22 protein-coding genes and 1 other RNA gene are annotated in these 24,932 nt (G+C 66.2%); 17 read left to right on the forward strand and 6 right to left on the reverse strand.

The features are described from left to right. Positions 1-24: 24 nt before the first annotated feature. The 3 genes from ACETII_RS13735 to ACETII_RS13745 all read right to left on the reverse strand — a co-directional run bounded on the left by ACETII_RS13735 (position 25) and on the right by ACETII_RS13745 (position 2,746). Positions 25-591 (reverse strand): cold shock domain-containing protein, encoded by a 567-nt coding sequence (locus ACETII_RS13735; RefSeq protein ID WP_472785876.1) that lies wholly within the window; start codon positions 589-591, stop codon positions 25-27. Between the two features lie 95 nt (positions 592-686). Continuing rightward, positions 687-1,889 carry an aminotransferase class V-fold PLP-dependent enzyme gene (locus ACETII_RS13740; RefSeq protein WP_472785877.1) on the reverse strand — a complete coding sequence of 401 codons (1,203 nt, stop codon included), beginning with the start codon at positions 1,887-1,889 and terminating at the stop codon, positions 687-689. Continuing rightward, complete coding sequence (locus ACETII_RS13745) at positions 1,886-2,746, reverse strand: tryptophan 2,3-dioxygenase (protein ID WP_472785878.1); 861 nt, start codon at positions 2,744-2,746, stop codon at positions 1,886-1,888. The genes ACETII_RS13740 and ACETII_RS13745 overlap by 4 nt, the downstream gene beginning before the upstream one ends. Between ACETII_RS13745 and ACETII_RS13750 the strand changes: the two genes are divergently transcribed. Continuing rightward, positions 2,729-3,217: a DUF6496 domain-containing protein gene (locus ACETII_RS13750; protein ID WP_472785879.1), complete on the forward strand. Its 489-nt coding sequence runs from the start codon at positions 2,729-2,731 to the stop codon at positions 3,215-3,217. The two genes, ACETII_RS13745 and ACETII_RS13750, sit on opposite strands and share 18 nt — an antisense overlap. 24 nt (positions 3,218-3,241) lie before the next feature. On the opposite strand, the gene ACETII_RS13755 is transcribed toward ACETII_RS13750, so the two are convergent. Together ACETII_RS13755 and ACETII_RS13760 are read right to left on the reverse strand one after the other, a co-directional pair. Beyond that, positions 3,242-3,823, reverse strand: a complete 582-nt coding sequence (locus ACETII_RS13755; RefSeq protein WP_472785880.1) for a hypothetical protein — start codon at positions 3,821-3,823, stop codon at positions 3,242-3,244. Between the two features lie 146 nt (positions 3,824-3,969). Further along, positions 3,970-6,216: a primosomal protein N' gene (locus ACETII_RS13760; RefSeq protein ID WP_472785881.1), complete on the reverse strand. Its 2,247-nt coding sequence runs from the start codon at positions 6,214-6,216 to the stop codon at positions 3,970-3,972. A 98-nt stretch (positions 6,217-6,314) separates the two neighbouring features. On the opposite strand from ACETII_RS13760, the gene ACETII_RS13765 reads away from it, so the two are divergent. Beyond that, positions 6,315-6,860, forward strand: coding sequence for a hypothetical protein (locus tag ACETII_RS13765; protein ID WP_472785882.1), 546 nt, complete (start codon positions 6,315-6,317; stop codon positions 6,858-6,860). Here ACETII_RS13765 and ACETII_RS13770 read toward each other — a convergent pair. Further along, positions 6,857-7,258 carry a hypothetical protein gene (locus ACETII_RS13770; RefSeq protein WP_363346713.1) on the reverse strand — a complete coding sequence of 134 codons (402 nt, stop codon included), beginning with the start codon at positions 7,256-7,258 and terminating at the stop codon, positions 6,857-6,859. The genes ACETII_RS13765 and ACETII_RS13770 overlap by 4 nt on opposite strands. A gap of 135 nt (positions 7,259-7,393) precedes the next feature. Between ACETII_RS13770 and rnpB the strand changes: the two genes are divergently transcribed. The 15 genes from rnpB (at position 7,394) to ACETII_RS13845 (ending at position 24,930) form a co-directional block, all read left to right on the forward strand. After that, an RNA gene (gene rnpB / locus ACETII_RS13775) (RNase P RNA component class A) lies at positions 7,394-7,784 on the forward strand. A 255-nt stretch (positions 7,785-8,039) separates the two neighbouring features. Beyond that, positions 8,040-9,080, forward strand: a complete 1,041-nt coding sequence (rsmH, locus tag ACETII_RS13780) for a 16S rRNA (cytosine(1402)-N(4))-methyltransferase RsmH (protein WP_472785883.1) — start codon at positions 8,040-8,042, stop codon at positions 9,078-9,080. Beyond that, complete coding sequence (gene ftsL, locus ACETII_RS13785; RefSeq protein ID WP_472785884.1) at positions 9,081-9,557, forward strand: cell division protein FtsL; 477 nt, start codon at positions 9,081-9,083, stop codon at positions 9,555-9,557. It abuts the gene before it with no gap. Then, a complete protein-coding gene (locus ACETII_RS13790) occupies positions 9,554-11,347 on the forward strand; it encodes a peptidoglycan D,D-transpeptidase FtsI family protein (protein ID WP_472785885.1) in 1,794 nt (597 codons plus the stop codon). The genes ftsL and ACETII_RS13790 overlap by 4 nt, the downstream gene beginning before the upstream one ends. Beyond that, positions 11,347-12,801 (forward strand): UDP-N-acetylmuramoyl-L-alanyl-D-glutamate--2,6-diaminopimelate ligase, encoded by a 1,455-nt coding sequence (locus ACETII_RS13795; protein ID WP_472785886.1) that lies wholly within the window; start codon positions 11,347-11,349, stop codon positions 12,799-12,801. The genes ACETII_RS13790 and ACETII_RS13795 overlap by 1 nt, the downstream gene beginning before the upstream one ends. Beyond that, positions 12,798-14,216: a UDP-N-acetylmuramoylalanyl-D-glutamyl-2,6-diaminopimelate--D-alanyl-D-alanine ligase gene (locus ACETII_RS13800; protein WP_472785887.1), complete on the forward strand. Its 1,419-nt coding sequence runs from the start codon at positions 12,798-12,800 to the stop codon at positions 14,214-14,216. The genes ACETII_RS13795 and ACETII_RS13800 overlap by 4 nt, the downstream gene beginning before the upstream one ends. A 13-nt stretch (positions 14,217-14,229) precedes the next feature. Then, a complete protein-coding gene (gene mraY / locus ACETII_RS13805) occupies positions 14,230-15,312 on the forward strand; it encodes a phospho-N-acetylmuramoyl-pentapeptide-transferase (RefSeq protein WP_363346722.1) in 1,083 nt (360 codons plus the stop codon). A gap of 2 nt (positions 15,313-15,314) precedes the next feature. After that, positions 15,315-16,736 (forward strand): UDP-N-acetylmuramoyl-L-alanine--D-glutamate ligase, encoded by a 1,422-nt coding sequence (gene murD, locus ACETII_RS13810; protein WP_472788169.1) that lies wholly within the window; start codon positions 15,315-15,317, stop codon positions 16,734-16,736. Next, entirely contained in the window at positions 16,737-17,897 is a 1,161-nt protein-coding gene (locus ACETII_RS13815; protein ID WP_363346724.1) for an FtsW/RodA/SpoVE family cell cycle protein, read from the forward strand. A gap of 1 nt (position 17,898) precedes the next feature. Then, the gene (gene murG, locus ACETII_RS13820; protein WP_472785888.1) at positions 17,899-18,996 is read left to right on the forward strand and encodes an undecaprenyldiphospho-muramoylpentapeptide beta-N-acetylglucosaminyltransferase; all 1,098 of its coding nucleotides are present in this window, start codon (positions 17,899-17,901) and stop codon (positions 18,994-18,996) included. Between the two features lie 11 nt (positions 18,997-19,007). After that, entirely contained in the window at positions 19,008-20,417 is a 1,410-nt protein-coding gene (gene murC, locus ACETII_RS13825) for a UDP-N-acetylmuramate--L-alanine ligase (RefSeq protein ID WP_363346728.1), read from the forward strand. Positions 20,418-20,426: 9 nt separating this feature from the next. Further along, positions 20,427-21,344, forward strand: coding sequence for a UDP-N-acetylmuramate dehydrogenase (gene murB, locus ACETII_RS13830; RefSeq protein WP_363346730.1), 918 nt, complete (start codon positions 20,427-20,429; stop codon positions 21,342-21,344). Next, positions 21,345-22,898: a hypothetical protein gene (locus ACETII_RS13835; RefSeq protein ID WP_472785889.1), complete on the forward strand. Its 1,554-nt coding sequence runs from the start codon at positions 21,345-21,347 to the stop codon at positions 22,896-22,898. Positions 22,899-23,050: 152 nt separating this feature from the next. Then, entirely contained in the window at positions 23,051-23,974 is a 924-nt protein-coding gene (locus tag ACETII_RS13840; RefSeq protein ID WP_363346734.1) for a D-alanine--D-alanine ligase, read from the forward strand. After that, on the forward strand, positions 23,941-24,930 hold the full coding sequence (locus tag ACETII_RS13845) for a cell division protein FtsQ/DivIB (protein WP_472785890.1): 990 nt from the start codon (positions 23,941-23,943) through the stop codon (positions 24,928-24,930). The genes ACETII_RS13840 and ACETII_RS13845 overlap by 34 nt, the downstream gene beginning before the upstream one ends. The last annotated feature ends 2 nt before the right edge of the window (positions 24,931-24,932 follow it).

Genomic DNA, 24,932 nt, shown 5'->3' on the forward strand with positions numbered 1-24,932 from the left:
CCGATCGGCGCCCCCGCCGTCAAGCTACTCTGGACTGTGCTCGCCTAGGGGAGACACGCGGCTTGCTTGCGGGCCTTCATCTCCCTCTTCCTCCTTGAATCCCACGCGAACGCCAGGCTCAAGATGGTCGAAGCCAGGCTCCTGGACGCTGTTGCGATGGAAATAAATTTCTCGGCCGTCCGCGCTTTCCAGAAATCCGTAACCTTCTTCGCGCATCAGCCGTCTGACCACGCCCGTCAGCGGTTCGTCGTGTTGCTTCACCTTTCCGCGCATGCGTGCGACTTGATCTTGCAGTTGGCGCACTGCCCGGTCGAAGGCGTCGCCGAGAGCGAATTCGAAGCGCTGAAAGCGTTCGTCTTGATGCGGCGTGCGCTCGACGGCGACCTCGCGTTCGTCAGGCAGGCTGAGGTAGATGTTTATTTCATAAAGGCCGCCGGTCCGATGATGGCCGCCTGGCGCCTTGACCACCACGCGGCAGGAGGTCATTCGCCCATAGCGGTCTTCGAGCCGCTCGATATGGCTGACGATTTGCTGCCGGAAGCTCTCGGAGGGATCCATGCCTTGAAAATCGATCTGCGGCTGGGTTTTCATCGTGCGACTCCCTTCTTTTACCGGGACAGGCGTCAGCGTCAGCGCCGCTCGCCCAGAGCAATGTTACTTGATTTCATCGTCTGCGCCGCCTTTCCTCAACGTCGCACCACACGCGCAATACGTTGCGCCGCCTCGCAGAGTTCGTGTGACGACGTCAATATGTCGGGGCAGAAACGCAGCAAGCCTTCCCGAGCGTCGGCGACCACGCCCTCGGCGGCAAGACGTTCGATTGCGGCCGTTGCATCATTATGGGGAACTGCGACAAAGGCGCCTCGCGGGCTTTGTGGCGCAAAGCAGGCGACGCCGCGGTCATTGAGTTCAGCGTTAAAGAGCTTCTGCTGCGCTAATGAATAGGCGCGCAGGCGCGCGACTCCCATCGCGAGCGTAAATTCCAGCCCCGCCCGCGCCTGATAAAAGGGCAGGATTGCAGGCGTCGATTCGAGCCAGCCGTTTGCGCCTTGTGCGAATCGCACCGTGTCAGTCCGCTCGAAGCTTGACGCCGTCGCCGATGCGAACCACCCCGTATCGAGCGTCCTCGGCGCTTCGTCGAGGCGGCGTGGATGGACATAGAGCCATGCGGCGCCAGGTCCGCCCCGCAGATATTTATACGAGCCGCCGATGGCGTAGTCGACGCCAAGACCGGCGACGTCGACGGGCAGGGCCCCAGCGGCGTGATAGAGGTCGAGAAGGACTTCGACGCGCCGCTCTCTTGCGGCGTCGATAATCGTTTCGACATTATCGAGAAGCTGTCCGGTGTCGAAAAACACCAGGGACAGGACGAGCAGATCAGCTTCGCTTTGCAAGGCGTCCAAGAAATCCTCGGCGCGGTAGAGGCGTCCTTCGCTCGGGCTGACCCAATGAACGGCGAGGCGCCCGTGGGCCCGGTAGGCTTTGAGAATTACGTCGATCGAAGCGAATTCGCTGCGTGACGCGATCACCCGCAGGGGTTTGTCACGGCGGTTCAAGACAGCGCGCAATCCCTGGCCCGCGCTCGTCTTGGGAACGATGCAGTGGGCGCCCGCCGCATGAATCAAGTCCGCGACGCGCGACCGGAAACGAAGCATTTCCGCCTCCCATCCATTCCAGGCGGCGTCCAGATCGGCGTACCAGAGACCAAGGCCCTCCTCGACGTCGTCTTCCGTTCGGTCGAGCGGACGCCCGAGCGAATGGTTAGCGAGATAAATAGACGGCCTTCCGTGCAAGACCCGGGAGAACAAAGGATCGATATGACGGCGGAGATCCTGCTCCTCGAATGTTCGGTCTCCGAGTGCGCGGACGGCCGCCTCGATCGGCTTCATGGCGGCGCTCCGATTGCGGTTCTGACGTCGAGAAGCTCGGGAAAGAAAGTCAGATCCACGATTTTTTTCAAGAATGCGACGCCGGACGAGCCGCCGGTGCCCGGCTTGTAGCCGATGATCCGCTCGACGGTCTTCATATGGCGGAAGCGCCAGAGCTGGTGATGCTCGTCGATGTCGACGAGCTTCTCGCACAGGGCGTATTCTTTCCAATAGGCGCTCGGTTCGGCGTAGATGCGCTGGAAAACCTTGACGAGGTCGTCGCTTCGTTCATGAGGCTTGGTCCAATCGCGCGCGATGCTGGCGCTCGGCACCTCGTGCCCCGATCTGTGGAGATAACATAGAAATTCGTCATAGAGGCTGGGAGACTCGAGCTCCGCGCGGAGCTCGATAAGCGACGTTTCGTCGTGCGCGTAGAGTTGCAGAATATCGCCCTGCTTATTGCCTAGTATGAATTCGACCAGGCGAAACTGGCGCGACTGGAGACCCGAGGCCGGTCCCAGCAAATGTCTGAACTGCACATATTCGCTGGGGGTGAGGGTTTCGAGCACCGACCACTGTTCGAATAACTGCTTTTGCGTCGCCTTCACGCGGGAAAGGATCTTCTCGCAGGGCTCGATGTCGTCGTGGCGAATATGCGCGCGGGCGGCGCGCAATTCGTGCAGCATGAGCTTGAACCACAGCTCGGCGACCTGATGCTGAATGATAAACAGCATTTCGTCGTGGTGTGGGGGAGAGGAAAGCGGTTGCTGCGCGCTCAGGAGCTGGTCGAGCTGCAGGTAGCGGGCATAGTCGAGTTTTCCCGCGAGGTCGCGGCGGACTCCCGGTTCTAGGCGGTCCAGATGTCGCGGGTCAGCCATGGCGGTGCGCTCCTTGAAGCGGAGGCGTCGAATGTGATGGTAGAGCGCGGCCGCGTCGAGCGAAGCGTCGCAGCGACGGATATTTTTGTCATGGCGCGACGCCGGCCGCTGGATTCAACGCCTTCGGCCGGCCGCTTCACATGGCGCCGCGGCGCGCCATTTCTGGACCACCACGGTCTGGAGGCGCTCGTCATGCCAAGAGAAAGCAAAGATCAGAAGGAAACCATCCACCGCGTCATGCACGAGTATAAGCATGGCGAGCTCAAAACGGCCGGCTCCGGCGCGAAGGTCAAGAACTCGCGGCAGGCGATTGCCATCGCTCTGCACGAGGCAGGCGCTACGAAACAGGAAAGCCCGGCGAAGAACAAGGCGACCCTGCGCAAGACGAAGGAGAAGGAGAGAAAGGGGCAGACGGCCGAGGCGGAAGCCGAGGGCAAGGCGGCGCAGGACTGCACGTTACGAGGCGAGTAAACTGAAGGAGAACGCCGCTTCGCGTCAGTGCAGATCGTGGCCCGCGACCTTCGGCTGGTCGTCCTCGATGCTGAAACTGCGCTGTGGCGACCGCATGCTCTGTTCCAGAGCAGCCAAAGCGTTGCGTTTTACTTTGGGCAGATCGGCGCGTGCGACGGAGACGAAGTCGGATGCGCCATGCGGACATCCGCGGTTCCCCTTGAAGACGACGATCGCGCCGTCGGTCACGACGCTGTCGCCGGCGCGCAGCGTTTCGTCCCGCAGATAGGCGGTCGCGTTGTCGACTTTCGCGGCGCCGGGCGAGGCGCAAAGCGCGGCCCTGACAGGGCGCGATCCCGCAACATAGGGCCCATGCCCGGCGTCTTCGTCCTCGTCCTTCTTATCCTTCGCGACGCGCGCAGACTTGCGCTCGTCGAGGGAACGGATGGAGAAGCCCTCGCGCGCTTTCCGCTGGGGCCTCGCGCGCACAGGAGCCGGGGGCGGCGCGGCGCTTTCGCCGCCGCCGAAGAGGTCGTCGAGAAAATCCGCGCTTGCAGGCGCGCTGGCGAGGAGGAGGGTGAAGGCGGCGACAAGGCCGACGCTCTTGGAAAACCGGAAAATACGCACGGCTCGGAGCCCTCACACAATAAATTAAGACTTCGGTAACATATCCGAACGACTCCGATCAAGCTGCGGTTGCTGTGGTTGACGCTTGCCGGCGCTCATCCGACGGTTTGTAGTTAATCTTATTGTTAAGCTGAAGTTATTATGAGCTACAGGAACGTCTGGGGGTCGACGTCGATCTGCACGCGCACGCCGCCGCGCGGCTTCGGCGCCGCGTCGATCAGATCGCGCAGGAAGCTCTGTACGTCGGCGCTACGCGGCGCCTTGACCAGCAGTCGGTAACGAAACCGCCCGCGAATGAGCGCAATCGGCGCTTCCGCGGGGCCGAGCAGCAGGATGTCCTCCGCCTCCGGCAGGCTGCCCGGCGCGGCGACGCGATAACGCGGCGCTGGCGGCAAATCATGGGCGGCGCGCGCCAGCGCGCGGGCGTGCGCTTCGGCCGTCGCAGCGTCCTTTGCGGAAACGATGAGCGCGGCGAGGCGCCCGTAGGGCGGCAGGCCCGCGCGGCGGCGTAGGGCGATTTCCTGCGCGTAGAACTTTTCAGCGTCGCCCGAGAGCAAGGCGGCGATGACCGGATGCTCGGGCTGGAACGTCTGAATCAGCGCGCGCCCCGGCTTGTCGCCGCGCCCGGCGCGCCCTGTCACCTGATTGAGCAACTGGAAAGTCCGCTCGGCGGCGCGCGGATCGCCGCTGCCCAGACCCAGATCCGCGTCCACGACGCCGACGAGGGTGAGCTGCGGAAAATTATGGCCTTTGGCGACAAGCTGCGTCCCGATGACGATGTCGAAGGCGCCCTTGGCGATGTCATCGAGTTCACGCCGCAGCCGCTCCGCCCCGCCTGGAAAATCCGACGAAAGAACCAGAACGCGCGCGTCGGGAAAAAGCGTCGCGGCTTCTTCGGCGAGACGCTCGACGCCGGGACCGCAGGCGGCGAGCGAGTCCGTCGCGTGACACTCGGGGCATGTGTCCGGCCGTCTTTCGACATGGCCGCAATGGTGGCAGACGAGCGCGCGGCGGAACCGATGCTCGACGAGCCAGGCGTCGCATTGCCGGCAACGGAAGCGATGCCCGCAGTCGCGGCAGAGCGTGAGCGGCGCATAGCCGCGGCGATTGAGAAAGAGCAACGTCTGCTCGCCGCGCGCAATCGTTTCGGCAACCGCGGATGCAAGCCGCGGCGCAATCCAGCGGCCCCGCGACGGCCCTTCGCGCCGCATGTCGATCGGCTCGAGCAGCGGCATGGGACGCGCGCCGGCGCGGGCGTGCAGGCGCAGATGGCGATAGCGTCCGCTTTCTGCGTTGACGCGCGTCTCGATGGAAGGTGTCGCCGAAGCAAGCACGATGGCGGCGTGCTCGAAACGCGCGCGCACGACGGCCATGTCGCGGGCGTGGTAGCAGACGCCATCGTCCTGCTTATAAGCCGCTTCATGTTCCTCATCGACGACGATGAGCCGCAGATTGCAGAAGGGTAGAAACAGGGCGGAGCGCGCGCCCGCGACGACGCTGAGTTCGCCCGTCGCGGCCGCGCGCCAGATACGGGCGCGTTTTCTTGCGCTCACGCCCGAATGCCATTCGGCTGGCTTTTCGCCGAAGCGCGCGGCGAAGCGTTCGAGAAATTGCGCGGTGAGAGCGATCTCCGGCATCATCACCAGCGCCTGCCCGCCGTCTTCAAGCGCCGCGGCGATGGCCTCGAAATAGACCTCGGTCTTTCCCGAGCCGGTGACGCCCTCGAGCAGGAAGGGCGCGTAGGCCTTCGCCCGCACGGCGGAGACCAGCGCTTTTGCGGCGTCGAACTGGGCGGGTTCGAGACTGGGCGGGGAATAGGCCGGATCGAGCGCCCCCGCCACGGGGTCCGGCGGCGCCGTCATTGCGACAAGCGCGCCGTCGTCGACGAGCGCGTCAATCACGGTCGGGCCGCAGCCGGCGGCTTCCGCGAGGGCCTTCTTCGAAAACGCCATGCCGCCCTCGGCCGCCGCCAGCACGCGCGCGCGGGTCGGGGTAAGACGTTCGGGGGCCTGGCCGGTTGCGCGGTAGAGCGTTCGCAGCGCCTCTGGCGCGGCCTCTTCCGCCGCGCGCGTTGCGAGCCGCAGCGCCATGCCGCGCGGCGTCAGCGTGTAGCGCGCCAGCCAGTCGATGAAGTCGCGCAGCCTCTGCGGCAGCGGCGGCCGGTCGAGCCGGGCCGCGACAGTCTTGAGATTTGCATGCGCTGGCGCGGGCGTCTCGGCCACAGACCAGACGACGCCATAGGCTTCGCGGGCGCCCAGGGGGATTTTGACGCTGTCGCCAGGCGCAAGCGCGAGGGCGGGCGGAGCCAGATAGGAATAGGGCGCGTCAACGGCGACGGGCGCCAGCACATCGACCACCCGGGCGCCTGTCGATTGATCCTCCGCCACGCTCATGAGGCGGGCTTAAAGCATAACGGGACGCGCCGGAAGCGGCGGAACGAAGCCCGCCGCGCGCGGTTGCATCTGCCACAGAAGGCGCCCCGGAGGTTCAGATGAACAAAGCAAAAGACAGCAATGTGCCGAGGATCGGCCAGTCGGCCGTGGTGACGGGGGTCGTCGCCGCGCTTGTCTCATCCGCCGCGCTCATGGCGCTTGCAAAAATGCAGGGGAAGGGGGCCTTGCAGCCGATCAACGCCACGAGTCACTGGCTCAACGGCGATGCGGCGGCCAATGTCGAGCTGCCGACGGGTCGGCATACGCTCGTGGGGTTTCTCACGCATCTCGGTTCGGCAATCTTCTGGGCCGCCCCCTTCGAGGCCTGGCTCGCGTTCAATCCGCCGCGCTCGCTTCCGACGCTGCTGCGCGACTCCGCGGCGATGGCGGGGGTCGCAGCCGTCGTTGATTACGGCGCGACGCCCAAGCGGTTTACCCCCGGTTGGGAGCTCTTGTTCTCGACCGGCGGCATGCTGCTCGCCTATCTCGCCTTCACCCTGGGCCTTGCCGGCGGCGCAATGGCTTCCGATCGCCTGCGGGAATCGACGCGGCTGACATGGAAAGGGGCGGGCCCGCTCCGTCTGCCGCGCTTCATGCAGAGCTAGGGGCAGGCATCCCAGAAGCCGGCGCTGTAGGTTGCGTCCGTGTAAAACCAGCATAGACCGTCCGCCGGCGCGGCGGAGGTCGCATAGGACGCCGCCGCGGCGGCGCTCAGCACGCCGATCGCCGCGCCCGCGGCGATCGCGCCGCCAGGGGCCCAACCATAGGCGGGGCGTCGCCAGCCGGCATAGTAGCCGCCACGGTAATAGCCGCCCGGCCGATAATAGCCGCCACGGTAGCCTGCGACCGGACGGCCGACGCCGCCATAAAACCCGCCGCGCGCCAAGGTCGCCGCCGGACCCGTCGCCGGGGGCGCCGCCAGCGGAACCGCGTAAGCCGCGGCGTCAGCCAGGAGCAGGGCGGCGAGCATGACGCCTGCGAAGATGCGCAATGGTCCGGTCATCCGAAAGGTCTCCGTTGAAAAAGCGAACGCGTCACATTACCCGGTCATCGCGCTTCGCGCGACATCAACTTCCGGACAGGAGAGAGCGTGCGCCGCCTTGACCTTCCGCGCCGGGCTCCCTATCCCTGATCAAAGCCAGTCGGCCGGACGGCCGCTGCGTCATGCAGAGGAAAGTCCGGGCTCCACGGAGACACGGCGCCGGATAACGTCCGGCGGGGGCGACCCCAGGGAAAGCGCCACAGAAAGCAAACCGCCGGGCCTCGCGCCCGGTAAGGGTGAAAGGGTGCGGTAAGAGCGCACCGCCTGAACGGCAACGCTCAGGGCATGGCAAGCCCCGCCGGGAGCAAAACCGAATAGGGACGACCGAAAGCCTCTTTCGAGGTTTTCAACCCGTCTCCGGGATGTCGTCCGGGTTGGTTGCTCGAGGCGGTCGGCGACGACCGTCCCAGAGGAATGGCCGTCACGCGCGTTCTCGGGAAACCGGGCGCGCGCCATACAGAACCCGGCTTACAGGCCGGCTGGCTTTTGCTTTTTTGTCTTGGGTTCGACGCGCGCGGCGCTCCTGCGTAAACCCTCCCTTAAGACTAACAAAGCTTAATGGCTTTCGGCGTCTCAGGCAGGCGCTGCGGCGCGCCGCCGCTTGAGCCCTTTGCTTAGAACAAACATGGCCCGCCAGACGATTTCGCCGCGACGCACCCCCACCGCCAGACGGGCCGAGGATAGCCCGGCCGCGGCGCGGCGCCTCGGGCGGGCGGCGACGGCGAATGCGAGGATGAGGGCGATGGGCGGCGACAACAGCGCGGATCTCGACCCGGCGCAGAGCGGCGTGGTCCGGCATGTTCCGGTCTTGCTCGCTGAGGCGGTTGCGGCGCTGCGCCCGCGTGCGGGCGGCCGCTATCTGGACGCGACCTTCGGCGCCGGCGGGTACACGCGCGCCATTCTCGCCGCGGACGACACGAAAGTGCTGGCGCTCGATCGCGATCCGACCGCGATCGCCGCCGGCGCCGATCTCGTCCAAGCCTCGGGCGGTCGCTTGACGCTCGTCGAGGCGCGTTTCTCGGAGCTCGAGAGGGTCGCCGCCGCGCAAGGGTTCTCGCCGCTCGACGGCGTCGTCTTCGACATCGGCGTCTCCTCGATGCAGTTCGACGAGGCTGAACGCGGCTTCTCGTTTCGCGGCGACGGGCCGCTCGACATGCGCATGGAAGGGACAGGCTCGAGCGCGGCCGACCTCGTCAATGAGGCCGACGAAGAGACTCTCGCCGACATCTTCTATTTCTACGGCGAGGAGCGCGCCGCGCGCCGCATCGCCCGCGCCATCGCACATGACCGCAAGCTCGCGCCCTTCCTTACGACCAAACCGCTCGCCGAGCTGATTGCGCGTGTCGCGCCCGGCCGGCCCGGCGACATTCATCCCGCGACGAAAAGCTTTCAGGCGCTGCGCATCGCCGTCAACGACGAGCTTGGCCAATTGCTCGACGGCCTCGCCGCGGCCGAGCGGGTTCTGATCGAAGGCGGGCGCCTCGCCGTCGTCACCTTCCACTCGCTCGAAGACCGGATCGTGAAGCAGTTTCTCGCCGCGCGTTGCGGACGCGGCGAGACCGGCTCCCGCCGTCTTCCCGGCGAGGCCGCGCCGCCGCCCGCGAGCTTCATATGCGAAGGGCGCCAGCCGATAGCGCCCGCGCGCGAGGAGATCGCCGCCAACCCGCGCGCCCGCTCCGCCAAGCTGCGCCATGCGACGCGCACCGCCGCGCCGCCGCTGCCCTTAAGCGACCAACTCATGCGGCTCGCCCGCCTCCCGGCGCGCGACAAGGGAAAAGCCTGAATGCTGCGGCTCCTCAACATCCTCGCGATCACCGCGCTCGTCGGCTCGGCGGTTTACGCCTATTCGATCAAATATCAGACGAGCTACCGCGCGGAGCAAATCGCCAAGACCAAGATCGAAATCAAGGCGGAGCGCGACGCGATCGCCGTATTGCGGGCGGATTGGGCCTATATGACCCGGCCCGAACGGCTGCAGCCGCTGGCGGATCAGTATCTGCCCGAGATGAAGCCGCTCCAGGTGACGCAGCTCGTCCCGGCGCAAGCGTTGCCGCAAAAGGCGCGCACGGACTCGATCGGAGCCAAGCTCAGCGAGATTGGCCTCAGCGCCTCGGCGACGCCGTCCGCGGTTCCCGCCGCGCCGACGACGACGCCGAAATCCGAACCGGCGAGAGCAAAAAGCGCGACGCCGAAAGTCACCGCCGCCAAGGCGCCGAGCGCCGGCCCATCCGCTTCGAGCCAGGAGCCGAAAAAGCCATGACAGAGCCCTCGCCTATGCCGGAGCCGGAGACGCCCTCGGCCCGTGCGGCGGAAAAGCCGTCGAAATGGCGGGCGATGATCCGACGCGTCTTTACGACGAGCCTCGACTCGAGCGCGCCGCGCATGCGGCTCGCGGCGCTGGGCTTTTTGGCGCTTTACGGCGTCATCGGCGCCAAGCTCGTCTATCTCGGCTTCAAGCCGGAGCCGGCGACGACCCGCCGCGCCGCCGCTGAGGCCGTCGCAGCCTCGCGCCCGGACATTCTCGACCGCAACGGCGAAGTGCTGGCGAGCGACGTCAAGGTCATGTCGGTCTTCGCCGAGCCGCGCCGACTCGTCGACAAGGACGAAGCGACGGAGCTGCTCACCGCCGTCCTGCCCGATGTGGATTCCAAGGAGCTGCGCGAACGTCTCGGCTCGAAAAAGGGCTTCGTCTGGGTGAAGCGCGAAGTCTCGCCCCACCAGCGCGACGAGGTGTTCCATCTGGGGCTTCCGGGCGTTGGCCTGATCGCCGAAAACAAGCGCGTCTATCCCAACGGTCCGATCGGGGCCCATGTGCTGGGCTTCGCCAATGTCGACAACCAGGGCATCGCCGGCATCGAGAAGTATATCGACGGGCAGGGCCTCGCCGATCTGCACAATCTCGGTTTCGGCGGGACGCCGGACGACCTTCAGCCGGTGACCCTGTCTCTCGACATCCGGGCGACGCATGCGCTCCGCGACGAAGTCGTCAAGGGCGTCGAGCATTTCAAGGCCAAGGCCGGCGCCGCCGCGATCATGGACGTCAATACGGGCGAATTGGTCGCGCTCGCCTCCTATCCGGATTACGATCCCAATAAGCCGACCGAGGCGCTCGATCCGATCCACATCAACCGCATGAATGTCGGCGTCTACGAGATGGGCTCGACATTCAAGGCGCTGACCATCGCCATGGCGCTCGACTCGGGCAAGGTCAATCTGAACTCGCGCCTCGACGCGCGGGGCGCGCTGTCCTTCGGGCGCTTCAAGATCCACGATTATCACGCGCAGAACCGCGCGCTCACGGTGCCCGAGGTTTTTACCTATTCCTCCAACGTCGGCACCGCGCGCATGGCGATGGGGCAGGGCGTGGAGAAGCATAAGGCCTTTCTGCGCAAGATGGGGCAGCTCACGCGCATGCGCACCGAATTGCCGGAGAGCGCCGAGCCGATCGTGCCCAGAAACTGGGGCGAGCTGAATACGATGACGATCGCTTTCGGCCATGGACTCGCCGTCGCGCCGCTGCAGGCGATGATGGCCGTCGGCGCCCTGATGAACGGCGGTTATCTCATCACCCCGACCTTTCTGAAGCGCACGCCCGAAGAGGCGATGAAGGACGCCGTTCAGGTTATCAAGCCCGAGACGAGCGAAGCCATGCGCTATCTCATGCGGCTCAACGCCGAGATTGGCACCGCGAAGAGGGTCGACGTCAACGGCTATTACGTGGGCGGCAAGACGGGCACGGCGGAAAAGGTGATCGGCGGCCATTATTCCAAGAACCGCCTGTTCACGACCTTCATGGCGGTCTCGCCGGCCGACAAGCCGAAATATCTGTTCCTGACCATCATGGACGAGCCGCAGGGCCTGCCCGAGACCGGCGGCTATGCGACGGCCGCCTATAATTCGGGCCATGTTACGGGACAGATTATCGAGCGCGTCGGCCCGATCCTGGGGCTCACGCCGCGCTTCGAGCCGCCGCATCTGCCCTTCCCGCTGCTGGCCAAACTCGGCTATGGCATGGCCAATGTCCCTGCGACCGGAGGCCATGGCCACTGATGCGTCTCGATCAGCTCCTCGCCCGAGACGACCTCGACCCCGCCCTTGCGGAGCTCGAGATCGCCGGCCTCACGGCGGACAGCCGCGCCGTTGACGAGAGCTTTGCCTTTTTCGCGATCCCCGGCCACGCCGGGGATGGTCTTTCTTATGTAGAGGACGCCAGGGCGCGCGGCGCCGTCGTTGTTATTGCGCAGCGCGAAGCCGATTGCCCGCTGCCGCTCCTCGTCGTCGCCGACGTGCGCGCGGCGCTCGCACAGGCGGCGGCGCGCTTCTATCCGCGCCAGCCGCAAACAATCGTCGCCGTCACCGGCACCAGCGGCAAGACTTCCGTCGTCGCCTTTCTGCGTCAGATCTGGGCGACGCTCGGCCACGAGGCCGCCTCTCTCGGGACAGTGGGCGTCGTGGATTCGAAAGGCGCCCATTACGGCGCGCTGACCACGCCGGGGCCCGTGGAGCTCCATAAGATCCTCGACGAACTCGCCAGGCGCGGAGTCACGCATGTCGCCATGGAGGCCTCGTCGCTCGGCATCGATCAACGGCGGCTCGACGGGGTGCGCCTGACCGTGGCGGGCTTCACCAATTTCTCGCGCGACCATCTCGATCACCACCGCGACATGGAAGACTATTTCGCGGCGAAGATGCGTCTCTTCGACACGCTGCTGCAGCCGAACCAGACGGCGGTCATCGACGCCGACGCCGATATCGCCGCGCGCGTCGCCTCCGTCTGCCAAGCGCGCGGATTGCAAATCTTCAGCGTCGGCAGGAAGGGCGAGGCGATCGTTTTGAAGGAGGCGTGGCCGAGCGCGCTTGCGACGGGCCTGACGCTCGCCCACGCAGGGACGGCGTATAAAGTCGAGCTTCCGCTCGCGGGCGCCTTTCAGGTCGCCAATGCGCTCGTCGCCGCCGGTCTCGCCATCGCCGCGGGCGACGCGCCGGACCGTGTCTTCGCGACGCTCGGAGGTCTCAAAGGCGCGCCGGGTCGTCTCGAACTCATTGGCGCGCGCCATGGCGCGCCCGTCTTCGTCGATTACGCCCACAAGCCCGACGCGTTGGAAAAGGTGCTCGCGACAGTGCGTCCCCTGGCGCCCGGGCGGCTCATCGTCGTCTTCGGCTGCGGCGGTGATCGCGACAAGGGCAAGCGGCCGCTGATGGGCGAGATCGCCGCGCGCGGCGCCGATGTCGCCATCGTCACGGACGATAATCCGCGCAGCGAGGAGCCGGGGGCGATCCGCGCCGAAATCATCGCGGGCGCGCGCGGCGCAGGGCCGGCGAAGATCATCGAAATTGCCGACCGGGGCGAGGCCATTTCCAGAGCCGTCGCCGATCTTTGCGCCGGGGACGCGCTTGTCGTCGCCGGCAAGGGCCACGAGACTGGCCAGATTGTCGGCAATCGCATATTGCCCTTTTCAGATCACGAGGCGGTCGTAAAGGCGCTGCAGGAGCATGGTTCATGAGGCAGGAACCCCTTTGGTCGGGACTCGCGCTGGTCGGCGCCCTTCAGGCCCGCGTCAGCGGCGCGCTGGCGCGCGAGGCGACGGGCGTCTCGATCGACACGCGCACGCTGCAGCCGGGCGATCTATTCGTCGCCATTCGCGGCGAGGCGCGCGACGGCCATGAGTTCGTGCGCGCAGCCTTCGAGAAGGGCGCCGCCGCCGCCGTCATCGACGAAGCGCATGCGCTGGATCTCGCCGGCGTCGGACCGCTCTTCGTCGTGAAGGACGTGCAGCGCTCGCTCGAATTCCTCGGCATGCGCGCGCGCGACCGCACCGCCGCTTTCATCGCCGCCATCACCGGCTCGGTCGGAAAGACCTCCACAAAAGACATGACGCGCCTCATGCTGTCGCGTTTCGGCGGCGCCCATGCCTCTGTCGCCTCCTATAATAATCAGTGGGGCGTGCCACTGACTCTTGCGCGCATGCCGGCCTCGACGCGCTACGGCGTGTTCGAACTGGGCATGAACCATGCGGGCGAAATCGCCGGCCTCGTCGCCCAGGTGCGCCCGCATGTGGCCGTGATTACGCGCGTCGCGCCCGTCCATCTCGAATTCTTCGATTCCGTCGAAGGCATCGCCGACGCGAAGGCGGAAATTTTCACTGGGCTCGAGGGCGGCGTCGCCATCATCAACCGCGACGACGACCATTATGCGCGGCTCGCCGAGGCGGCGTCTCCCTATGCCGGCCATATCTTCGATTTCGGCGAATCCGAAGGCGCGCAGGCGCGGCTCCTCGATTACAGGAGCGTCGGCGACGCGTATGAAATCACCGCTGATATTCTCGGCAACAGACTCGTCTATCGCATCGGCGCCCCTGGCAAGCATGTGGCGCTGAATTCGCTCGCCGCTCTGCTCGTTGCGGTCGCCTTCGACATCGACGTCGCAAAGGCCGCCGAGGCCTTCGTGGAATTCACGCCGACGGCGGGCCGCGGACAGCGCGAGACGCTCGATACGGGCGACGGCGTCTTCACCCTCATCGATGAAAGCTATAACGCCAATCCGACCTCCATGCGCGCGGCGCTCGATCTGCTGTGCTCGACGACGCCGAGCCCGGGCGGCCGCCGCATCGCCGTGCTGGGCGACATGTTGGAGCTTGGCCCGCAGGCGGGCGAACTGCACGCCGGCCTCGCCGAAGATGTTGAACGCGCCAAGGTCGATCTGTTGTTCACGGCGGGCCCGTTGATGTCGCGGCTGTATTACGCGGCGCCGGAGCGGCTTCGCGGCGCCCATCGCGCCACGCCGCTCGAACTGGAGGAGGCGGCGGTCGCCGCAATTCGGCCGGGCGACGTCGTCATGGTCAAAGGCTCCAACGGGTCGCGCATCTCGCGAATCGTCGCGGCGTTGAAAGAGAAATTCGCGGCCGAGACGGCCAGCTGAGGAAGTAAGATCTATGCTCACGCTGCTTGCGGAACTGTCACCCTATTTCAGTCCGCTCAACGTCTTCCGCTACATCACCTTCCGCGCCGCCATGGCGGCGGCGACCGCGCTTTTTTGCGTCTTCTTCTTTGCGCCTGAGACCATAGCGGCGCTGCGCGTGCGGCAGGGGAAGGGACAGCCGATCCGCACCGATGGGCCGCAATCGCATCTCGTGACCAAGAAGGGCACGCCGACGATGGGCGGGCTCATGATCCTCTCCGGCCTCATCGTCGCGACGCTGCTCTGGGCGAAGCTCAGCAACGCCTATGTCTGGATCGTTCTCTTCGTCACCGTGTCCTTCGGCGCGATCGGCTTCTACGACGATTACCTGAAAGTGACCAAACAGTCGCACGCCGGCTTTTCCGGGAAGGCGCGCCTCGCGCTCGAATTCCTTATCGCGGGCGTCGCCTGCTATTTCCTCACCAAGGTCGGCGGCGAGAATATGTCGAAGCTCGCCATTCCCATGGTGAAGGGCTACATCGGCTCGTTGGGAATGTTTTTCCTCGTTTTCGGCGCCTTCGTCATCGTCGCCGCCGGCAATTGCGTCAATCTTACCGACGGTCTCGACGGATTGGCGATCGTGCCGTCGATGATCGCGGTCGGCACTTTCGCGATCTTCGCCTATCTCGTCGGCAATTCGATTTTCTCGAACTATCTCGGCGTCAATTACGTGGCGGGCGTCGGCGAATTGACGATCGTCTGCGCGGCCTTTGTCGGCGCGGGGCTCGGATTCCTCTGGTACAACGCGCCGCCGGCGCAGATCTTCATGGGCGACACCGGCTCGCTCGCGCTCGGCGGTCTGCTCGGCACGGTGGCGGTGGCCGTGAAGCAGGAATTCGTGCTCGCGATCGTCGGCGGCCTGTTCGTGCTCGAGGGCGCTTCGGTCATCATCCAGGTCGCCTATTACAAGACCACTGGCAAGCGCATCTTCCTCATGGCGCCGATCCATCATCACTTCGAACAGAAGGGCTGGAAGGAGCCGCAGATCGTCATCCGCTTCTGGATCATCGCATTCGTGCTGGCCCTCATCGGCCTCGCCACGCTGAAGCTGAGGTGAGCATGACGCCGGTCACGACCTTCAAGGGCAAGACTGTCGCCCTGTTCGGCCTCGGCGGCTCGGGGCTTTCCACCGCCAAGGCGCTGATCGCCGGCGGCGCCCAAGTTTGCGCCTGGGACGACGGCGAGGCCGGGCGGCTGAAAGCCGTCGCGCAGGGCGTGCCGCTCGAAGATCTCTCGCAGAGCGACTGGTCGCGCTTTTCCGCGCTCATCCTGACGCCGGGCGTCCCTTTGACCCATCCGGAGCCGCATTGGACCGTGCCGCTCGCGCTCGCCGCCCGCGTAGAGATCATCGGCGACATCGAGCTTTTTTGCCGCGAGCGGGCGGCGCACGCCGGCGGCTCGCCTTTCGTCGCCATCACCGGCACCAATGGCAAATCCACCACGACCGCGTTGATCGCGCATATCTTGCGCGAAGCGGGTCGAGACGTGCAGCTCGGCGGCAACATCGGCGTGCCGATCCTCGATCTGGAGCCGCCGTCGGATGAGCGCATTCACGTCATCGAGTGCTCGTCCTTCCAGATCGATCTCACGCCCTCGCTCAATCCGACGATCGGCATTCTGATCAATCTGACGCCCGATCACATCGACCGGCACGGGACGATGGAAAATTACGCCGCCGTAAAGGAGCGACTCGTCGCGGGCGCAGAAGTCGCGCTCGTCGGCGTCGACGACGCTTACACCCATGCGATCGGCGCGCGCCTCGCCGCCAATGCGCGCGAGGGTCAGCGCGTCGTCCCGGTCTCCGGCGCCCGCGCGCTCGATTGGGGTTTCTATGCCGAGAAAGGCGAGGTCTATTTCCGCGAACAGGGTCACCCGCCGGAGGAGGCCGAGCTTCTCGGCGTGTTGACCGGCGCGCGGGCGTTGCGCGGCGCGCATAATGCGCAGAACGCGGCTTTCGCGGCCGCGGCCGGCTGGGAATGCGGCCTCGAAGACGAGGAGATCGCGCGCGGCTTGCAAAGCTACCCCGGTCTTCCGCATCGCATGGAGGAGGTCGGGCGCATCGAGCGCGCGCTCTTCGTCAACGATTCCAAGGCGACCAACGCCGACGCCGCAGAGAAGGCGCTCGCGAGCTTCGCCGACATCTATTGGATTATCGGCGGCAAGCCGAAGGAAGGCGGCATCGAACCGCTGCGCGACTATTTCTCGAGAATCCGCAAGGCGTATCTCATCGGGGCCGCGAGCGACGATTTCGCGCGCACGCTCGAGGGGGCTCTTCCCTATGAGCATTGCGAGACGCTCGACGTCGCAACTTTCCGCGCCGCCTGCGACGCGCTCGCGGGCGACGCCGCCGAGCCGATCGTGCTGCTGTCGCCGGCTTGCGCGTCCTACGACCAGTTCCCCAATTTCGAGGCGCGCGGCGACGCGTTCCGCAAGCATGTTCAGGGATTGCCGACGAAACTCTCCGCCAGAGGAGGAACGTAAATGATTTCGCGCGCCGAGCGAACCGCATTCTCGGACTGGGCGTGGACGATCGACCGATGGCTGCTTGCGGGCATCGGCCTGCTCATCATCGCGGGTCTCGTCTTTGCGATGGCCGGCAGCCCGCCGGTGGCGGAGCGTCTGCATCTGCCGACCTTCCACTTCGTCAACCGGCAGGTGGCCTATCTTTTGCCGGCGCTCGCCGTCATGATCGGCGCGTCGTTCCTCTCGCCGCGGCTCGTGCGCCGCGCGGCGCTCGTCGTCTTCATCGTCTCACTGGCGCTTGTCGTCGGCACGCTGTTCTTCGGGCAGGAGGTGAAGGGCGCCAAACGCTGGATCTTCGGCATTCAGCCCTCGGAGTTCTTGAAGCCCGCCTTCGTCGTCGTCGTCGCCTGGGCCTTTTCGGAGGGCGCGCGTCGCAAGGACGTGCCCGGCAATCTCATCGCGCTGCTGCTCTTTCCGTTGACGATCGGCCCGCTCGTGCTGCAGCCGGACTTCGGCCAGACCATGCTCGTTTCAATTGTCTGGGGCGCGCTGTTCTTCATGGCCGGCCTGCATGTGATCTGGGTCGTCGGATTGGGCGGCGTGGCGCTGCTTGCGGCGCTGCTCGCGTATAAATTCGTGCCGCATGTGCATGCGCGCATCGAGGCCTTTCTGGAGCCGCCGCCGCCTGTCGCGGGCGTGCCGGCCAATTTCCAGTCCGAGACCGCGCTCGAAAGCTTCATCGCCGGCTCGTGGTTCGGCAAGGGGCCGGGCGAAGGCACGGTGAAGCGCATCCTGCCGGACTCGCACACCGACTTCATCTTCGCCGTGATTGGCGAGGAGTTCGGCGTCCTCGTCTGCATCGCGCTGGCGCTCGTCTTCGCCTTCATCGTGGTGCGCGGCCTCTTCCTCGCGGCGCGTAACGAAGACCCGTTCTGCCGCTTCGCGACCGCCGGGCTCGTCATGCTGTTCGGCCTGCAAAGCTGCATCAATATGGCGGTGAACGTGCACCTCATGCCGGCGAAGGGCATGACTTTGCCCTTCGTCTCCTATGGCGGCTCGTCGCTCATTTCGCTGTCGCTCGGCATGGGTTTTCTGCTTGCCGTCACGCGTAAGCGCCCGCGCACCCGCGTCCTGACCGAGGTCGCCGCCAGCGGCCAACCTGTTCCAGCAGCTGCGTGACATGACGGAAAGCCCGATCCTTCTCGCCGCCGGCGGCACCGGCGGCCATCTCTTTCCAGCCGAGGCGCTCGCCCATGCGCTTGCCGCGCGCGGCGTTCCCGTGGAGCTTGTCACCGACGAGCGCGCGCTCGCCTATGGCGGGAGCTTTCCGGCCCGCGCGATGCATTGCATCCCGTCCGCGACGCCGCGCGGCGGCTCGTTCATCGCCAAGGCGCAAGCGGTGGCGCGCCTCGCCTATGGAACGGCGCAGGCGGCGAAAGTGTTTCGATCGCTGAAGCCCAGGGCGGTCATCGGCTTCGGCGGCTATCCGACCGTGCCGCCGCTGCTCGCCGCGGCCTTCCTCAAGATCCCAACGGTCTTGCATGAGTCGAACGCCATTATGGGGAAGGCCAACCGCTTCCTCGCCGGCCATGTCGACAGGATCGCCGCCGGCCTGCCCAATCTCGCTGCGCCCGCGCCGCTGCAGGGCAAGATCGTCGTCACCGGCAACCCGGTCCGCCCGGCGGTGCTCGACGCCGCGAACATCCCCTATCCGTCATTCGATGACGGCGCGTTTCGTCTTCTCGTCACCGGCGGCTCGCAGGGCGCGCGCGTGATGGCGGATATCGTGCCCGAAGCGATTGCGGCGTTGCCCGATAATATTCGATCGCGCCTTCGTCTCGTGCAGCAGACCCGCGCGGAAGACATCGCCCGCGTCGAGGCGATCTACCGGAGCGCCGGCGTCGCTGTCGACATCGCGCCTTTCTTCAAGGATCTCCCCTTGCGCATCGCGCAGGCGCATTTCGTCATCTCGCGCTCCGGCGCCTCGACGGTCTCGGAGCTTGCGGTCATTGGCCGCCCGGCGCTGTTCGTGCCGCTGCCGCACTCGCTCGACGGCGATCAGGCGGCCAACGCCGCCTTTATCGAACAGGCCGGCGCGGCGGAGACGGTCAGGCAGGCGGACTTTTCGCCCGCCTTTCTGACGGCGCGCCTGGCTGAGCTCATGGAATCGCCCGAGGCGCTCGCACAGCGGGCCGAGGCGGCCAAGCGCGTCGGCGTTCCGGACGCCGCCGAAAGACTTGCCGACCTTATTTTGAGCGTGGCGCAAAGCCGCGCGTAACGGAGCTGCTCATGAAACTGCCGCGCGATCTCGGCCCCATTCATTTCGTCGGCATCGGCGGCATCGGCATGTCCGGCATCGCCGAGGTGCTGCTCAATCTCGGTTACAAGGTGCAGGGCTCCGACGCGACCGAGAACGCCAACGTCAAGCGGCTTTCGGAAAAGGGCGCCGCTGTCTTCGTCGGTCATGACGCCAAGAATTTGGGCGAGGCGGCGGTGGTCGTCGTCTCGACCGCCATCAAGCGCGACAATCCCGAGCTTGCGGCGGCGCGCGAGAAGCGTCTGCCCGTCGTGCGCCGGGCGGAAATGCTTGCTGAGCTGATGCGCCTCAAGCAATGCGTCGCCATCGCCGGCACGCATGGCAAGACGACGACGACCTCTCTGGTCGCGACGCTGCTCGACGCCGGCGGACTGGACCCCACCGTCATCAATGGCGGCATCATCAACGCCTATGGCACCAATGCGCGGCTCGGCGCCGGCGACTGGATGGTGGTCGAGGCCGACGAAAGCGACGGCACTTTCTTAAAGCTTCCGGCCGATATTGCGATCGTGACGAATATCGACCCCGAGCATCTCGATCACTTTCATACCTTCGACGCGATCAAGGACGCGTTTCGCGCCTTCATCGAGAATATTCCGTTTTACGGCTTTGCGGTGATGTGCCTCGATCATCCGACGGTGCAGGAGCTCGTGGGCAAGATCGAAGATCGGCGCGTGATCACCTACGGCGAAAACCCGCAGGCCGACGTCCGGCTGCTCGACGTGAATTTGGAAGGCGGCGTCTCGCGCTTCAATATCTTGTTGCGCGATCGCAAGACCGCGCAGGCGACCTATCTTGAAAATCTCCTGCTGCCCATGCCCGGCCATCACAATGCGTTGAACGCGACGGCGGCCGTGGCGGTCGCCTATCAGCTCGGCCTCTCTCCGGACCAGATCCGCAAGGCGCTCGAGGGCTTCGGCGGCGTCAAGCGCCGTTTCACGCGCACGGGCGAATGGAACGGCGTGCAGATCTTCGACGACTACGGCCACCATCCCGTCGAGATCGCCGCCGTGCTGCGCGCCGCGCGCGCCTCGACCAAGGGAAAGGTGGTGGCGGTGATGCAACCGCACCGCTACACGCGCCTGCAATCGCTGTTCGATACCTTTGCGACCTCGTTCAACGACGCCGACGTCGTCATCGTCGCCGACGTTTATGCGGCGGGCGAGCAGCCGATCCCGGGCGTCGACCGCGACGCGCTCGTGAACGCCATCCGCGCGCATGGCCATCGCCGCGCCATGGGTCTGCCCTCGCCGGAGGTGTTGCCGGCCATGGTGCGCGAGATCGTGGCGCCGGGCGACTACGTCGTCTGCCTCGGGGCCGGCAATATTACGCAGTGGGCCTATGCGTTGCCGGAGCAGCTCGCGGCGGGCGGAGCAGCATGAGACGCCCCCATGACCTTCGCTGACCTCACCCCCGACATCGCCGCGCGCATGCCCGACCTGCGGGGCAAGCTGTCCGCAAACGAGCCGCTCGCGCCTTACACCTGGTTTCGCGTCGGCGGACCTGCGCAGCTTCTCTTCATGCCGGCGGACGAAGCCGATCTAGCTTATTTTCTCGCGCGTTTGCCGAGAGACATTCCAGTCGTCGTCATTGGCCTCGGCTCCAACCTCATCGTGCGCGACGGCGGCGTCGCGGGCGTCGTGATCCGCCTTTCGGCCAAGGGCTTTGGGGATATTGTCGTTGAGGACGCGCGCCTGCGCGTCGGCGCGGCCGTGCCCGACGTCAAGGCGGCGCGGGCGGCGGCGGATGCGGGCGTCGACGGGCTCGCCTTTTATCGCGGCATACCCGGCGCCATCGGCGGCGCGCTGCGCATGAACGCCGGCGCGCATGGCGGCGAAACGAAGGACGCGCTCATCGAGGCGCGCGGCGTCGATCGTGACGGCCATATCCGGGTCTTCAGCAACGCTGAGATGGGTTACTCCTATCGCCACTGCTCGGCCCCCGAAGAGATCATCTTCACGCAAGCGCTCTTTCAGGGACGCCCCGGCGATCCGCAGACCATCCTTGCCGAAATGGATCGCATCACGCAGGCGCGCGAGGCCTCGCAGCCGATCAAGGAAAAGACCGGCGGCTCGACCTTCAAGAATCCGGAAGGCCACAAGGCGTGGCGGCTGATCGACGCCGCCGGCTGTCGCGGACTCATCGTCGGCGACGCGCAGGTGAGCGAGATGCACTGCAACTTTCTCATCAATCGTGGCCAGGCGACGGCCGCCGACATCGAGACGCTCGGCGAGACGGTCCGGCGGCGGGTCAAGGAGACGAGCGGCGTCGAGCTGCACTGGGAAATCAAGCGGATCGGAATTCCTTAAATGAGCTTCTTGACGTCGCGCAGCCTGTTCGTCGACCGCGAGTCGCCGCGCCTCGCCGCCTTTCTCGCCGGCCCCTGGACGACGATTTTGCTCCTCGCCGCTGCGATCGCGATGCAGGCGGCGGGTCACATCGACAGCGACGTCTCCTGGTTCATTACCTTCGCGGAAAAGACGCTCGACGGGGCCACGCCCTATGTCGACGTGACCGACCCCAACCCGCCGGCGGCCTTCTTGGCGCTCGCCCCGGCCGTGATGTTGGCGCGGGCGCTGGGTCTCGCCGTCGAACCGGTCGTCGCCGCGCTCGCCTTTTTCGCGGGCTTCGTCTCCCTCGCGGCGAGCGCCGCGATCCTGCGCTACGGCGCGCCGCGCTCGCGCGAGGATTGGGGGCTGTTGCTGAACGCCGCCGTTTTCCTGTGGCTGCTTGCGCCGGCGCTCGTCTTCGCCGAGCGCGAGCATCTGGCGCTATTGGCGCTTGCGCCGCTGCTGGCGACGCTCGCAGCCCGCGCCGAAGGCGGGCGCGTCCCTAGGTCGCTGCGCATCGTCGCGGGGCTCGGCGGCGGCCTCGCCGTCTGCTTCAAGCCGTTTTTCGCGCTCGCCATTCTGCTCCCGGCGCTGGCGGTCGCCATAAGGGAGCGCTCGCCACGCCTGTTGCTCTCGCTCGAGAATGCGGCCGCCGCCGGGATTTTCCTCCTCTATGGCGCCGTTACGCTCGTCTTGTTTCCCGCCTACGGGGATTATGCGCTGCCGCTGATCGTGGACGTCTACCAGCCCGCCCGCGAAACCTGGCCGCGTCTCGCGCTGACCCTCGCGCCCGTAAACATCGCGGTTCTCGCGGCGCTCGCCATCGCCTCGGCGCAAGGCTTCGCGCATCCGCCGGCGGCGCCGGGGTTTGTCGTTCCATCGGCGGCTCGGGTCTGCGCCTTTGCGTCGATTGGTTTTCTCGCCGCCTTTCTCCTTCAGGGGAAAGGCTGGATGAACCACGCCTATCCCGGCCTTGCGCTGGCGCTGCTCGCCTGGTGTTTTTTCACGCTCGACACGCATCCGCGCGCCCGCGCGGCGCGGGATGGCCGGCTCTTCAAATTTGTCTTTCTGCCCCTGTTCCTCGCCGCCCCGGCGATGTTTGGCGCCGCTCGACTGCTGAGTGACGAGGAGGAGCATCCCGGTTTGCGGGCCGAGATCGCGCGCGTCGCCCCCGCCCAGCCGCGACTCATCGCGCTGGCGCGCCAGCTCGACTTCGGCCATCCCGTGACGCGCCAACTCGGCGGAATATGGGTTGGCCGCCCCAATGCGCTGTGGACCGCGAGCTTCGCCAGCCATCTGCTTCGCGACGCGAAGGACCCCGCCCAGCGCGCCCGGCTCGAGAGCTATCGGCGGCGAGACCTCGCCGGCTTCGCCGAGGACGTGCGCGCCGGTCGCCCCGACGCCATCATCGTCGAGGACAGGGAGACGCGCGAGTGGGCGCTCAAACAGCCCGAAACGGCCATTGCTCTCGACGGCTACGAAAAGACCGGCCAGGCGGAGGCGATCGAGATCTGGACCCGCAGGTCGCCGTGACGGCGTTGCGCCGCCGGGCGACGCAACGTAGCCTCTAAACGATTCGCGCCGGGGCCTGCGCCGCCGCCCGCCTGTTGAGAAAGCGTAGCCGGTTCGCCCGGCAGTCCTTTGGGCGCCCCCTCGTATCCACCTTCGAGTTCAGTGAGACCGATATGACCAAACACGTCGCCGTGCTGATGGGCGGGCTGTCCGCCGAACGCGAGATCTCGCTGCGCTCGGGAACGGCCTGCGCGAGGGCGTTGGAAGAGCAGGGCTATCGGGTGACGCCGGTCGATGTGAGCCACGACGTCGCGAGCCTGCTCGCTTCGCTCAAGCCGGACGTCGCCTTCAACGCCTTGCACGGGAAGTTCGGCGAAGACGGCTGCGTTCAGGGCGTGCTGGAATTGCTGCGCATCCCCTACACGCATTCCGGCGTGCTCGCTTCCTCGGCGGCGATGAACAAGGAGGTCGCGAAGGTCTTGATGGCGGCGGCGGGCGTGCCGGTCCCCAAGGGCCGCGTCGTGCATCGGCTGGAGGCGGCGCAAGCGCATGTCTTGCCCCCGCCCTATGTCTTGAAGCCGGTCTCGGAAGGCTCGTCCTTCGGCGTGTTCATCGTCAAGGCGGACCAGGAGCGCCCGCCGCTGGAGCTGACCTGTGCGGACTGGGCGCATGGCGATCTGATGCTCGCGGAAGAGTTCGTGGACGGGCGCGAGCTCACCTGCGCCGTGATGGGCGAACGTGCGCTCGACGTTATCGAAATCCTCGCCGCGGACGGGGGCTGGTACGACTACCACGCGAAATACGCGAAAGGCGGCTCCAAACACCTTCTTCCGGCAAATCTTAAAGAGAAAATTTACCAAGAGGTCCAACATTTAGCGATCGAGGCTCACAGAGCTCTCGGCTGTCGCGGCGTCAGTCGCGCGGACTTCCGATACGACGATCGTCCTGGCGGGACGGGCGCGCTCGTCGTTCTGGAGGTGAACACGCAGCCGGGAATGACGGAGACCTCGCTCGTGCCAGAAATGGCGGCTTTTGCAGGTTTTTCGTTCGGCGAGCTAGTCAAATGGATGGTGGAAGACGCATCCTGCGATCGTTAGGGGAGACGACTGCCCTTCCGCTCGTTCATTTTCCTGCGGCCGAGCCCCAGCCCGCGGGCGCCGGCGGGCCCATTCCCGCCGCGGCGCCGGCCGCCCACGCCGCCCCCCGCGCCATCCCGCGCCGCCGCATCGATCACCCGCTCTTTACCCGTTTTGCGTTTCTCGGACGGCCCGGAGTCGGCCTCTTCGGTCTCCTCCTGCTCTTCGGCGGCGTCGGCTTCGGCGGCTTGGTCGAAAACGGCGGCTATGACGCGTTCGTCTCGCGCGAAGGCCAGCCCTGGGACATCGTCGCGCGCACGGTCGGATTCGACATCGCCGCTGTGACCATTACCGGTCAGTCACGCATGACGGAAAAGGAGCTCTTGCGGGCCGCGGGCGTCGACGCGCGCAACTCGCTGCCCTTCCTCGACGCCGCCGGCGTGCGCGAGCGGCTGATGGCCGTCCCGCTGGTGAAATCCGCCCGGGTGATGAAGCTCTATCCGAACCGTCTCGTGATCGCGATCGAGGAGCGCCGTCCACATGCCCTGTGGCAACAGGACGGTCGCGTCACGGTTGTCGCCGACGATGGCGTCGCCATCGACGAATTGCGCGACGAAAGATATCTCGGGCTGCCTTTTGTCGTCGGCGAGGGCGCGCAGAAGCGGCTGCCCGAGTATCTCCAACTGCTGGCCGGCCTCGGCGATCTGGCGCAGCGCGTAAAGGCCGGCGTGCTCGTCTCGGGCCGGCGCTGGGATCTCGACATGACCAGCGGCATGCTGGTCAAGCTGCCCGAGGAAAACCCCGCGCGCGCCGTCGCGACGCTGCTGCGCCTCCAGCGCGAGTCCCGCATTCTCGACAAGGACATCATGTCGATCGACCTGCGCGCGCCGGACCGCGTCGCGGTACGCCTCACGGAGGAGGCCGCCGCCGCGCGTGAGGCGGCGCTGCCGCACAAGACAAAGAAAACGGGTGGTTAGCG

The sequence above is a fragment of the Methylocystis sp. NC52PC genome, from assembly GCF_055698645.1.